The organism is Sciscionella sediminilitoris (assembly GCF_000737195.2).
Classification (GTDB): Bacteria; Actinomycetota; Actinomycetes; order Mycobacteriales; family Pseudonocardiaceae; genus Sciscionella; species Sciscionella sediminilitoris.
The window spans coordinates 143,202-156,056 of record NZ_JALM01000009.1 but is presented as its reverse complement, the minus strand read 5'-3'; the positions used below and the strand labels follow the sequence as shown (position 1 = coordinate 156,056).

The 12,855-nt window shown below is 67.7% G+C and carries 12 protein-coding genes; 6 read left to right on the top strand and 6 right to left on the bottom strand.

Annotated elements, in window-relative coordinates:
- Positions 1-48 precede the first annotated feature (48 nt).
- From AD72_RS04040 to AD72_RS04030, 3 genes are all read right to left on the bottom strand, one after another.
- A complete protein-coding gene (locus AD72_RS04040) occupies positions 49-702 on the bottom strand; it encodes a response regulator (protein ID WP_197284870.1) in 654 nt (217 codons plus the stop codon).
- A complete protein-coding gene (locus AD72_RS04035) occupies positions 692-1,834 on the bottom strand; it encodes a sensor histidine kinase (RefSeq protein WP_231644725.1) in 1,143 nt (380 codons plus the stop codon). The genes AD72_RS04040 and AD72_RS04035 overlap by 11 nt, the downstream gene beginning before the upstream one ends.
- An 83-nt stretch (positions 1,835-1,917) precedes the next feature.
- Positions 1,918-2,844, bottom strand: coding sequence for an alpha/beta fold hydrolase (locus AD72_RS04030; protein WP_051897873.1), 927 nt, complete (start codon positions 2,842-2,844; stop codon positions 1,918-1,920).
- A 228-nt stretch (positions 2,845-3,072) separates the two neighbouring features.
- Here AD72_RS04030 and AD72_RS04025 point away from each other — a divergent pair, with 228 nt between their 5' ends.
- Positions 3,073-4,470, top strand: a complete 1,398-nt coding sequence (locus AD72_RS04025) for a lipase family protein (RefSeq protein ID WP_031465010.1) — start codon at positions 3,073-3,075, stop codon at positions 4,468-4,470.
- Positions 4,471-4,473: 3 nt separating this feature from the next.
- Here AD72_RS04025 and AD72_RS04020 read toward each other — a convergent pair whose 3' ends face one another.
- Positions 4,474-4,701, bottom strand: coding sequence for a DUF5988 family protein (locus AD72_RS04020; RefSeq protein ID WP_031465009.1), 228 nt, complete (start codon positions 4,699-4,701; stop codon positions 4,474-4,476).
- Between the two features lie 147 nt (positions 4,702-4,848).
- Here AD72_RS04020 and sigJ point away from each other — a divergent pair, with 147 nt between their 5' ends.
- Positions 4,849-5,778: an RNA polymerase sigma factor SigJ gene (gene sigJ / locus AD72_RS04015; RefSeq protein WP_197284869.1), complete on the top strand. Its 930-nt coding sequence runs from the start codon at positions 4,849-4,851 to the stop codon at positions 5,776-5,778.
- 49 nt (positions 5,779-5,827) lie between these two features.
- Positions 5,828-6,910 (top strand): NAD(P)/FAD-dependent oxidoreductase, encoded by a 1,083-nt coding sequence (locus AD72_RS04010; protein ID WP_031465007.1) that lies wholly within the window; start codon positions 5,828-5,830, stop codon positions 6,908-6,910.
- On the opposite strand, the gene AD72_RS04005 is transcribed toward AD72_RS04010, so the two are convergent.
- Positions 6,911-8,257: a hypothetical protein gene (locus AD72_RS04005; protein WP_156365038.1), complete on the bottom strand. Its 1,347-nt coding sequence runs from the start codon at positions 8,255-8,257 to the stop codon at positions 6,911-6,913.
- 101 nt (positions 8,258-8,358) lie between these two features.
- Here AD72_RS04005 and AD72_RS04000 point away from each other — a divergent pair, with 101 nt between their 5' ends.
- From AD72_RS04000 to AD72_RS03990, 3 genes are all read left to right on the top strand, one after another.
- Positions 8,359-8,832 (top strand): carboxymuconolactone decarboxylase family protein, encoded by a 474-nt coding sequence (locus AD72_RS04000; protein ID WP_031465005.1) that lies wholly within the window; start codon positions 8,359-8,361, stop codon positions 8,830-8,832.
- 50 nt (positions 8,833-8,882) lie between these two features.
- Positions 8,883-9,842 carry a MerR family transcriptional regulator gene (locus tag AD72_RS03995; RefSeq protein ID WP_031465004.1) on the top strand — a complete coding sequence of 320 codons (960 nt, stop codon included), beginning with the start codon at positions 8,883-8,885 and terminating at the stop codon, positions 9,840-9,842.
- Positions 9,843-9,905: 63 nt separating this feature from the next.
- Entirely contained in the window at positions 9,906-11,138 is a 1,233-nt protein-coding gene (locus tag AD72_RS03990; RefSeq protein ID WP_082468752.1) for an HNH endonuclease signature motif containing protein, read from the top strand.
- Here AD72_RS03990 and AD72_RS03985 read toward each other — a convergent pair.
- Positions 11,104-12,855, bottom strand: coding sequence for a dipeptide ABC transporter ATP-binding protein (locus AD72_RS03985; RefSeq protein ID WP_031465002.1), 1,752 nt, complete (start codon positions 12,853-12,855; stop codon positions 11,104-11,106). The two genes, AD72_RS03990 and AD72_RS03985, sit on opposite strands and share 35 nt — an antisense overlap.

Genomic DNA, 12,855 nt, shown 5'->3' with positions numbered 1-12,855 from the left:
ATCAGCCTTCGGTCGATGCCCGGTAGCCGGGCGGCTGAGGCGGGTGTCTCAGGCCAGCCCTGCGTCGTGCGCGAGCAGCGCGATCTGGGTCCGGTTGCCCAGCTCGAGTTTGGTGAGCACGCGCGAGACGTGCGCCTTCACCGTGGCCACGCTCATCAGCAGCTCGGTGGCGATCTCCGCGTTGGTCCTGCCCCGGGCCACGGCGAGTGCCACCTCGTGTTCGCGCTCGCTGAGCCGCTCGAACCCGGCGCGAGCCCGGTCGTAGCTGCTCGCATCGGTGGCCACCTTGTCCATCAGCTTCCGGGTGACCGCGGGCGAGAGCATCGGGTCCCCGGTGGCCACCCGGTGGATCGCGTCCACGATCTGCGCGGGCGGGGTGTCCTTGAGCAGGAATCCGCCCGCACCGGCCCGCAGCGCGCGCAGGATGTTCTCATCGGTGTCGAACGTGGTCAGCACGATCACCTCGGGCGGCTGCGGGTTGGCGCGCAGTCTTCGGGTAGCGGTGAGCCCGTCCACGGAAGGCATCCGGATGTCCATCAGCACGATGTCCGGTGCGTGCGCGTCGACCGCGCCGAGCGCGGCATTGCCGTCCGGTGCCTCGCCGACCACCGAGATCCCGTCCGCACCTTCGAGCATGAAGGTCAATCCGGAGCGAACGAGAGCGTCGTCATCGACGATCAGGACGCGGATTTCACGACTCACCGCCCCATGGTAACCAGGCATCGAGGTGGAATTCCCCGGAACCGGTCAATTGGTGATCGAGTTTCCCGCCGGTGAGCCGGGCGCGTTCGGTGAGCCCGATCAGCCCGGTCCCCCGGCCATCCGAGCTATCGGCACCGGTTACCGGGTTGCTGACCTCGATCCGCACCCCGGTTCCCGGTTCCCCTGTCACCCGGACCCGAACCTCCTGCCCCGCGGCGTGCTTGCGCGCATTGGTCAGGCCCTCCTGCACCACCCGGTAACCGGTGTGCCCGGTCGCGGGCGGAAGCGTTTCCCCGTCCCGGATCCGGTAGTCGAACCGGACCGGGGTCCCGGCGGCGCGCGCCTCCGCCACCAGTTCGTTCAGCTCGGCCAGCCCGGGCCGCGGCCGGTCGCTCGCATCGGTGTCCTCGCGCAGCACGCTGATCACCTCGCGCAGTTCACCGAGGGCCTGGTAAACCCCTTCCCGGACCACCCCGGCCGCGCTGACGAGCTTGGCCGGTTCGGCGTCCGCGCGGTACTCGAGCGCACCGGCATAGGTGGCCACAAGGGACAGTCGGTGCGCGAGCACATCGTGCATCTCCCTGGCCAGCGCGGCCCGTTCGGCGATGCGCGCCTCCGCGACCCGTCTGCCCTGTTCCGCCTCCGCGCGTTTGGCCCGCTCGGCGAGCGAATCGATCAGTGCCCGCCTGGTCCGGATCAGCATCCCGACACCGATGAAGGCGATGAACGCGAGCACGACGATGACCAGCCACCAGCCGTAAGGCAGCCCCGGCATCGGCCGCCACAGCCCGAAGATCGCCTGCGCGAGGATCCCGGCGACACCGACGAGACAGCTCACCCTCGGACGCTGCCGGGAAGCCACCTCCAGGGTCGCGATCGCGGCCGGAATGGTCGCGGTGAACGCGAACCCGGTCAGTACGATCAGCGTGAGCACGACCGGAACCGGCCAGCGCGGCAGCCCGGCGAGCAACGCACAGGCGAGCAGCAGCACGGCGAGGTCCGCGAGCAGTTCCCCCTGCGGTGTCCCCGAACTGACCTCCGCCACGATCTGCGTGATCGACATCAGCGCGCCGTACACCGGGAACAGGACGGGCGCGAACCGGCGCAGCGCGGGCATGCGGGGCACAGACACCCGACAAGGCTAGGTCAGCGCCGCCGGTGTGCCCATAGACCAAAGTAGATCCGGCATGGCTGCCCGACCACGGTGGCAGGCGGTCAGCGCGGCGCCGGATACCGCCGCGCCAGCTCGGCAAGGCTCGCCCGCACCAGATCGGGACGCTGCTCGGTGATGAAATGCCCGCACCCGGCGACCAGCTCGAGGGAGTATTCCCCGGCCTTCGCGGTGCGCGGATCGGCGAGCGCGTGGTGGATGGCGAAGTCCTCGATGCCGAACAGCGCCTTGATCGGTACCGTCGCCCGGCGCTGCTCGGCACCGCGGGCCAGTTTCCCCGCCTCGTGCCGCAGGAAGGTCCGATAGGTGTCCTGGCCGACCTTCGCGCGCTCGGGGACCGTGAACCGTTCGCAGAAGCTGTGTACCGCGACCGGATCGAGTGCCTTCGCGTCCCCGCCGCTGAGCGGGAACAGCACCCGTTCCAGGAACTTGGTGCGGCGCTGGAGGAACGCGCCGATCGTGGCCATCGGAACCTGGTAGCTGGCGAAGCGCCACAGTTTAGGGACCGTGGTGCGCAGTCGCTGCCAGGGATGGGCGATGTTCAGCGCGAGAAAGGCGTCGAAGTGTTCCGGCGCGCTCAGAATCAGCTTGTAGCCGATGACTCCGCCCCAGTCGTGCCCGATCAGCACGATGTCCCGCAACCCCATGGCCTCGATCAGGGCGAGCACATCGGCGGCGACGTCCTCCTTGCTCCACCGGTGCGCCGGGATCCCCGACCAGCCGTAACCGGGCAGGTCCGGCGCGATGATCCGCAACCCCTCCTGCGGATCCGCCAGCAGATCGCGATAGGTGTAGTGGTGCTCGGGCCAGCCGTGCAGCGCGAGCACCGGCCGCCCGTCCTCCGGCCCGGATTCGGTGACGTGGAAGTCGACCGAGCGCGCGGTGACGAAGGAGCGCCGCACTCCGGGAATGGCGGGCGGTTCGGTCGTGTCCCGGCGGGCTCGCCCCGGTTTCGCGAGGGTCTCGGTCATGATCAGGCCTGCTTCCTGGCGCTCGACACGGAACCTACTCGAGAGTAGCCTATCGCTCCGGGCGGTTCAACCGTTCGACTCTTCTTGAGGAATTCCGGATTGACGATCCACTTCTCTTGCCGCGCAACGGATATCGGCACACGTATGCCTCCCCGAAACTGGTGAGGCGTCTTGTCAGATCATCGGCTCTTTGTTTGACTGCTCACCGGCAGCACTCTAGGAGGCACGATGCGTCTTCGGGTTCGGATACTGGCCGCCTGCGTGGCCGCTCTCTCGGTTTTCAGCGTGGGCTCGGCGGCTGCGGGGACCGGCGCCGCACAGCACAGCTCCACTTTCGGAATCGGCAAGGTGCCGAAACCGCAGGACGATCCGTTCTACAAGTACACCGGGGACAAACCGCTGGGCAGTTATCGGCCGGGAACGGTATTGCGGACCCGGACGACCGATCTGCATCTGGAGACGATTCCGCTTCCGGTGCGGGTCGTTCAGCTGCAGTACCGGACGGTGGACACCAAGGGAAATCCCGATATCGCGGTGACCTCGGTGTACGAACCGAACGGAAAACCCTCGAACAAGCTCGTTTCCTATCAGAGCGCCTATGACGCGCTGAGCCCGGACTGCCAGCCCTCGTACGCGATCGCGGGCGGATTCGATCCGGGTTTCCTCGCGACCGGGGAAACCATCGGCGTACCGCTGCTGTTCAAATTCCTCAACCGTGGCTACACGGTCGCCATTCCCGATTTCGAGGGCACCAAACTGCATTTCACCGCCGGACCGGAGAACGGGAAGAAGGTCCTGGACAGCGTGCGCGCCGCGGTCAATTCCCCGGACACCGGGCTGACCAAGGATGCGAAAGTCGCGCTCGGCGGATATTCCGGTGGGGCCATCGGTACCGAATGGGCCGCCGAACAAGCACCGAAGTACGCCCCGGATGTCAATGCCCGCCTGGTTCTCGCTTCCGCGGGCGGAGTCTTCGCCAATCCGATCCACAACGCGAAGTACATCGACGGCGAGTTCGTCTGGCCCGCCGTACTGCCGATGGCCTTCGTCGGACTCGCCCGCTCCTACGGCATCGACATCCAGAAGTACCTGAGCCCGCTCGGCAAGGAACTGTTCGCCAAGACGCAGAACGGCTGCATCGTCGGCACCATGGCGGACGGGATACTCACCGCGTTCCTCAAGGTCCATCACAATCTCAGGTTCTCGGACCTGACCAAGCCGCGGTACCCGAAGCCGGAGAACATTCCGGAGGTGGTCAAGGTGCTCAATGACGTGATCATGAGCAGTCACGGCACACCGACGGTTCCGATGCTGTTCCACGAGGGCACCTTCGGCGAGCTCAACGGCACCATCGACAACGACAAACCCGGTATCGGCCGGGGCGACGGTGTGATGGTCGCCGGGGATGTGCGCAGTGTCGCGCGGAAATACTGCGCGGCGGGAACCCCGGTCGAGTACAAGGAAAGTCCCCTCGAACACGGTGGGGACGCGATTCCCTGGGCCGTGGACACGGTACTGAAACTGCCGGAGGCCTTCCGCGGCGAGAAACCGAAGAGCAACTGCGCCTCGATCGCACCAGGAAACTCGCTCGATCCGATCAAGTACGAGCCCCCGGCCAAGGGATGACGGCTACTCGGCTGTCCGTGTCCGGTAGATCCACCGGTACACGGGCAGCCGGTCGCCGTCGACCAGCATCGTCTCCGCGGTCTCCTCGAAATGTTCCCGGCCACCGTGGTAATCGACGACCACCCGGGAGGGTTCTCTGGAATGATCGAAGCGATACACCCGGGGAACCGCGAAGGGGCCACCGTTCAACACCGCCGCGTCCAGCCGGACAAAGCTCTGACTACCGTTCATGATCGCACTCCGTAGCAGAATCGGCCCCCGAGTAAGGACGGGATCGACGCTAGACCCGCGTTTCGAACCCGATCAACCACCGGTTCCGCGGCCCGGAACCCTGCGAGCTATTCGACAGGAGGCTGCCGGGCACCTACGGTGAGCGACGTGGATTCGGTTGCGGTGTTCGAACAGGCCCGGCCCCGGTTGTTCACGCACGCCTACCGGATGCTCGGGTCCGCGGCCGATGCGCAGGACGCGGTGCAGGACGCCTATCTGCGCTGGGCGGGCGCGCCGCACGCGGAGATCGAGCGACCGGAAGCGTGGCTGGTGAAGACCCTGACCAATCTGTGCCTGAACCGGCTGACCTCGGCGGCCGCGAAGCGGGAGAGCTACGTCGGCCAGTGGCTGCCCGAGCCGGTGCTCACCGGACCGGACGGCGATGTGCCGGGCACGGTCGAACGTTCCGAAGCGGTCAGCATCGCGATGCTCACCCTGCTCGAGCGGCTGACCCCGTCCCAGCGCGCGGTGTTCGTGCTCCGCGCGGCTTTCGGTTATCCGCATGCGGAGATCGCCGAACTGCTCGGCATTTCCGAAGCCAATTCCGCGCAGCTCTACCGCAGGGCTCAGCAACTGGTCCGGGATCAGCGGACGCGCTTCGAACCCTGTGACGAACAGGCCCGCGCGATCGCGGAACGCTTCCTGGACGCGGCCCGCGAGGGCGATGTGGACGGCCTGACCCGGCTGCTCGCCGAGGACGCGAACTCCACCGCGGACGCGGGCGGTTACCTGCCCGCCGCGCGCAAGCGGATCACCGGCCGGGACATGGTCACCCGGTATCTGCGCGGCACCTTCGGCAGGCTGGGCGAACTGCCGGACCCGTTCCTGCGGTTCATCGAGACCAACGGCGAGATCACCCTGCTGATCGGCACCGGGAACCGGTTGCTCGGCACGCTCGGGCTCAGCGTGCTCGACGGGCGCATCACCGAGCTGCACATCCAGCTCAACCCGGAAAAGCTCGGCTACCTGGCCGGTCAGCTCGGTATGACCGCGTTCGAACCCGCCGAGCTGCAACAGTTCGTCGCCCGGTTTCGGTGATCCAGCGCACACTCTGTCAGATCCGCGCGGGCTGCCCGGTCTGTTCGGTATGACGACACGAATCCTGGTGCTCGGCGCAGGTTACGCCGGGCTGTTCATGGCAAACCGGCTGGCCAAGCTGCTCGGTGCGGCGGCGGAGATCACCCTGGTCAACGACCGTGAGGTGTTCGTGGAACGGGTGCGGCTGCACCAGATCGCGGCGGGCCAGGACATCGGCGTGCACCCCTTGGAGACCCTGCTTGCTCCCGGGGTGCGGTTGCGGATCGGCCGGGTCGGCGAGATCCGCCCGGACGCGCGGAAGATTCGCGTGGACGAGGAGATGCTCGGTTACGACCGTCTGGTGTACGCGCTGGGCAGCCACGCGGCCGCGGAACCGGAGCACACCTACGGCATCGCCGGCTACGACCAGGCGCTGCAGCTGCGGGATGCCTTGCCCGGCAAGGAAAGCGTCGCGGTGATCGGCGCCGGGCTCACCGGTATGGAGATCGCGAGCGAGCTGGCCGAGTGCCATCCCGGGCTGCGGGTGCACCTCGTCGACGAGTTCGAACCGGGGCACCGGCTCTCCCCCGCCGCGCGGCGCCACTTGGGTGCCGCCTTCGACCGGCTCGGGGTGCAGGTGCACACCGGCCGGAAGTGCACCGGGGTGACCACGGCCGGTCCCGCGCTCGAGGGATCCGGCACGCTGCCCGCCGAGCTGACCGTCTGGGCGGGCGGGTTCGCCGCGCCGGACATCGCCGCCTCCGGTGGGCTCCCGGTGGACGGAAGCGGCCGGGTTCCCGTGGACGAGTTCCTGCGCAGTCACGACTACCCGGAGATCACCGTGGTCGGGGACGCCGCGGCGGTGCAGTCCCGCGGTACCACGGTCCGCATGGCCTGCGGTGCCGGTGTACCCAATGCCTTCTACGCCGCCAACGCGCTGGCCAATACGCTGCGCGGGAAGCAGCCGAAACCGCTCTGGTTCCGGTTCTTCGCGCAGAACATCAGCCTCGGCCGCCGGGATGGCGTCGTCCAGTTCGTCTACCCGGACGACCGTCCACACCGGACCGTGCTGACCGGGCGCGTGGCGGCGAAGTGGAAGGAACTGGTCACCAGCGGCGGAATGGCGGTGAGCAAACGCCCCTGGCTGCGCTGATCAGCGCGGCTTCCGTGGATAGACGAACACGCCGTCGGATTCCTCGTCGAATACCGCGACAGGTCCGGTGATCTCGGTCGGCGCCTTGGTTCCCTCCGGCAGTGCCGTGGCCTTCCCGGTCGCCACCGAGACCCGGACCGCGCCCTCGGTGGCCTGGGAACTGCCCGCCGTACCGTAGCCGGTGCCGTCCCTGTCGACCGCGGAAACCGTGACCGCCTCGCGGGATTCGTTCTCCGCAAGGCAGATTCCCTTCTTGGCGGCGAGATCGAACACCACTTCGCCGGCGATCAGGTACCTGCCGTCCCCGGAGAGCACCGGAACACCGCGCCGTCCCGAACCGGAATCGTCCAGATCGGACTGTGCACAAGGGACGGAGGCCTCGACCTTCCCGGTCGCCGCATCGTGCACCGCCCAGACCCGGTCGTCCGAGGAATCGTTCGCGCCCGGCCAGGCAGCCACCACCGAGCGCCCATCGGGGGTTCCGATCGCCCGCACTTCCTCTTCGAGGCCGGAACCCGGATGCACACCGGGCGGCGGCACATCCCCGCTGAACCAGCCGCCGGGTACCCAGAACGCGCCGAATCCCTGCACCAGCGGGCCTTTCGGAGTCATCCCGGACACCGTGATGCCCTGATTGCAGTCCCCGATCTCGTAGTCGCAGGCCTTCGGCGCGTGCAGCGCGGCATCCTGATGCCGGTAGCCGGTGTCCCGGCCACTGCTCACATCGACGACCGCGGTGGAGGAACCCAGCCGGACCAGCAGGTTCCCGTCGTTCTGCGGGATGAACTCCTGCGCGCTCTCCGGCACGGTCACCACCCTGGCCGGTGTCCCCTGATCACGCATATCGGCCACATCGAAGATCTGCAGGGTGGTGACCTCCTTCGGCTTGTTCACCGTGTCCCCACCCTCAGTCCCCGGGGCCGCGAGCACCGCGTACTCCTTGCCGTTCTTCGTCGTCCCGAACAGGCTCGTGGACACGCTGTGATAGTTCTGCCCGGTGTCCGGCAGCTTCAGCGGCCGGCTGGTCCACCGGGTCGCTCCGGTTCGCATGTCCTTCGCGAGCACGCGGATACGCCCGTCGTTCAACGATTTCGTGAACAGCACCAACCCGGACCGCGCGGCCACGACCGGACGCTCCAGCCCGGTGCCGTGATCCTCGGCTTTCCAGCCGCGTGCCTTGTCGAACGCGTCCGGGATCTGCTGGTCCGCCACGGCGGGGTCGGCCTCGGCCGAGGTACTCGGCGCGGGTGGTGGCGGCGGAAGCGGTGACGAACCGCATGCGGTCAGTGAGAGCACCGTGCACAGCCCGAGCCCGACAAGACCACACCGTCCTATATCGCGAATCATGAAAGTTGTGACGCGATCCGGGTCACCTCGGTTCCCTGTCACGTTCGGGCTCACCGTCTTGTCCCATGGGGGTCCCATCGAAGACGACCGAGGAGCCCAGCATGGAAGCCCGCCTCAACCCGTTCGGGAACGCCCCGATGCGCAAGTTCATCAAGCACCTCATGGCGGCCGGCAAGGTAATCGACGACTCGGCACTGCCCGCGGCCACCCAGGAGCTGGTGAAGATCCGCGCCAGCCAGATCAACGGCTGCGGGTTCTGTACCGATATGCACACCAAGGACGCCGCGCACGCCGGGGAGACCCAGACCCGGCTCAACATGGTCGCGGCCTGGCGTGAGGCCACGGTGTTCACCGAGGCCGAGCGCGCCGCCCTCGAGCTGACCGAACAGGGCACCCGGATCGCCGACGCCGCCGGCGGGGTTCCCGACCAGGTGTGGGCGCGGGCCGCCGAACACTATGACGAGGAACAGCTCGGTGCCCTGGTTGCGCTGATCGCCTGCATCAACACCTACAACCGGATGAACGTCATCGTTCAGTTGCCCGCCGGTGACTACCAGCCGGGCCAGTTCGGCTGAGCAGCGCGCGGTTGACCTGTCCCCCAGGGGACAGGTCTAACGTCCGGACCGTGACTGGCTTTCGGATTGGCGCCATTTCGCAGCGTTCGGGTGTGAGCCGCAAGGCGCTGCTCGGTTACGAGGCGCTCGGGCTCGTGGTTCCCGGACGGGACGCGAACGGGTATCGCACCTACGACGAGCATCAGCTCGCCCTGGTTGGCGAGATCCGCAAGCTCAACGAGCTCGGGATCCCCCTCGACTGCGTCCGGCCCTTCGTCGACTGCCTCAACGAGGGCAGCGAGCATGCGGACTCCTGCCCGGCCACGCTGGGCGAATACCGGCGTGCGATCGAGCGGCTGGACGACACCGTCCGCGCACTTCTGGATCGTCGCGAGGCGCTGACCGCGCAGCTGACCGTGGCCAGCGAACGCATGATCGAGACCATGCGCCCGCTCGATGCGCGGAACCCGAAACTCACCCTTCCCGCGGACCTGCCGCGGCCGGTCGACGACGGCGCGGCGAACGGGCTCGTGGGGCGCCGCCTCCCGGCGATCGCGCTGCCCTCGACCGACGACCGCGCCGTCGACCTCGCCGGGCTCGGCTCCGGCGAACGGCGCGCGCTGATCTATGTCTTCCCCATGACCGGGGAACCGGGCCGGGACATGCCCGAGGGCTGGGACAGTATTCCCGGGGCGCGCGGATGCAGCGCGCACAACTGCGATGTGCGCGCTCACTACGCCGAACTGGTGCAGCTCGGCGTCGAGCGGGTCTACGGGCTTTCCAGTCAGCCCCTTGCCTACCAATCCGCGCTCGCCGAAACACTGCGGCTGCCGTACCCCTTGCTGACGGACCCGGACCTCGCCCTTGCCGGGGACCCCGGACTGCCCACGTTCACCGCGGCCGGGCTGCGGCTGTTCCGGCGCTGCGCACTCCTCGTCCGTAACGCCGCCATCGAGCACGTTTTCTATCCGATCTTTCCTCCCGATCGGTCCGCGCGATCGGTGATCGAATGGCTGAGCGCGCATAATTAACCCACTCGAGCTATTTCGCCGGGATTGCGGAATAGCCGCTGCTTTCCTGGTATTATCGGTGTCATGAGCACTGGGGAAATGGAAGTGGCACTCTCGAATCGGGAGATGCTTGTCGAGCTTGGTGAGCGGTTCGCAGAATTGCGGCGCGCCGAGGTCGCAGTTCTGGATCTTGTTGCGTGGCTTGACAAACATGGCGCTTCGGTGGAGTTCGGGTATCGCGGTTCGCCTGCCTTGATGGTGGAAGATATCGGGCGGGTGAGCCGTGCTGAAGCACGCCGGATCGCCGAACGTGCGCGGGTGTTGTTTGGTACGATCGGGATCAGTGGCGAACCTTTGGCGCCGGATTTGCCGAACACCGCGGAAGCGTATTCCCGTGGTGAAGTCGGTGTGGAGCATGTGGACCGGATACGAAGATTTGCCGCCGAACTTCCCGCGGACGTGTTGACCGGTGAATCGTGGCCGATCGCGGAAAAGGCGCTCGCCGAGATCGCCGGTGACGCCGGGCCACGCGGGTTGAGCCGACCCATTCGGGAACTGCGTGCCCGCCTCGACCCTGATGGGCAAGCACCCGATGATCGCGAGCTGGCGCGGCCCGATCGACAGTTGTGGCTCGAGCAGCGCCACAACAACTGGACCATACATGGAACCCTGGACTACGAAACCGGGTTGAAACTCCGCAGTGTGCTCGACGCGCTCGGGAAACCCCGCAGCAGCGAAGCCAACGGCGGCACCCCCGACACCCGCACCCCAGCCGAACGCGACGCCGACGCCCTCGCCGAGATCGTCCAGCTCGCGGCGAACCCGGAGAGTCTTCCCGAAAACGGCGGGGAACCGTTCACGATCATGGTCACCATGACCGAACAAGCACTCCGCGAAGGCATCGGGACCGCGACAACCATGGACGGCACCATTATCCCCGCCACCCAACTACGCAGAATCGCCTGCGACGCCGGAATTATCCCCACCATCCTCGGCAGCGAAGGCGAAGTGCTGGATATGGGCTGCCGGGATCGCACCGCACCACCGAAACTCCGACGACGACTCATCGCCCGCGACAAGGGCTGTGCGCACCCCGACTGCGATAAACCACCGGCGCTCACCCAAGCGCATCACATCCAGCACCACGCCAACGGCGGACTCACCACCGAAGAAAACATGGTGCTGCTCTGCGCCCACCACCACACCCTCATCCACCACACCGAATGGCAAGTCCGCATCCACAACGGCAAACCGGAATTCACCCCACCCGAATACCGGCCGACTAACCTGGAACGGCGCCTGGCGAGGCTGCCGTGAACAACTCCGGGGTATCCGCGAGCAGCGCCCTGGTGTAATCGTGTTCCGGGGCGCCCAGGATCGAATCGGTCCGGCCGTGCTCGACGATCCGGCCCCGGTTCAGCACCACCACACCGTCCGCGATACTGCGCACGACACCGAGATCGTGGGTGACGAACAGCAGGGAAAGCCCGTCATCGCACAGCGAGCGCAGCAGCTCGACCACGGAAGCCTGCACCGAGACATCGAGCGCGGATGTGACCTCATCGCAGATCAGCACCGTGGGATCGCAGGCGAGCGCGCGGGCGATCGCGACCCGTTGCCGTTGCCCGCCGGACAGTTCCGCGGGATAGCGCTGCGCGAACCGCTCCGGCAGGTCCACCCGCTCGAGCGCGTCCCGCACCCGCTCGGCCGCCTGCTTGCCGCGCAGCCCGAAGAAATGCCGCAACGCCAAGACGATGGAACCGCCGACCGGATGCCGCGGATTCAGTGCCCCGTACGAATTCTGGAATATGTACTGGATCCGGCGCTGCATCTCCTTCCCGCGCGCGCTCGCGGAAGCGGGCAGCCGGTCCCCCGCGAAGCCCAGCTCCCCGTCCTGGCGATCGTGCAAGCCGATCAGACAGCGGGCCATCGTGGTCTTACCGCTGCCCGATTCCCCGACCACGGCGAGACAGTTCCCCCTCGGCAACGCGAAGGACACGTCGAACAGCACCTGTCGCGCCCCGTAGCGGGCGTTCAGCCCGGAAACGGTGAGCACCGCATCGGCGTCCCCGGTGATCTCCTTGGCAGGCAGCACAAGGCTTTCCGCCCGGCGGAGCCGCTCACCGACACGCAGGCAGCGCGCCGCATGCCCCGCAGCCGCGGGCGTCAATGCGGGTTCCCGGGTGCGGCATTCGTCGATCGCGTGCGCACATCGTGGCGCGAACCGGCAGCCCGCGGATGCTTCCCCCGGTTGCGGGGCGCGCCCCGGGATCGGCACCAGTTCGCGGCGTTCACGGGTGGACGGCACCGAACCGAGCAGCGCGCGCGAATACGGATGCGCCGGTGCGCCGATCACCGCGCCGACCGCGCCGGTCTCCATGATCTGCCCGGCGTACAACACGGTGACCCGGTCGGCGAGATTGCCGACCACGGCGAGATCATGCGAGATGTACACGCCCGCCAGCGCAGAACCGTGGCAGAGCTCCCGGACCAGTTCCAGCACCCGGCGCTGGGTGGAGACGTCGAGCCCGGTCGTCGGCTCGTCGAGCACGATCAGCCGTGGCCGCGCCGCGACCGCCATCGCGATCGCCACCCGCTGCTGCTGTCCGCCGGAAAGCTCACCGGGACGGCGGCGCAGGAACTCGCGCGAACCGGGCAGCCCTACCGACTCCAGCAGCTCAGCCACACCGGAGCGGTCACCGATCTCGGCGAGCTGGTTCCCGATCCGGATGGCCGGATTCAACGCGGCACCCGGATCCTGGGGCACATAGGCGACCAGGTCCCGCCGTGCCGCACGCAGTTCGCGCCCCGTCAGCGAAAGCAGCTCGGTGCCCTCGATCAGCACGCTGCCGCCGGTGATCCCGGTACCGCGGCGGGCGTAGCCGAGCAGCGCCAGGGCCATGGTGCTCTTCCCGGAACCGGATTCGCCGACAACGCCCATGATCTCGCCCGCCCGCACGTGCAGCGAGACACCGCGCACGATCTCCGCGCCGCCACCACTGAGTCCGACCGTGAGGTCCCGCACCTCGAGCAT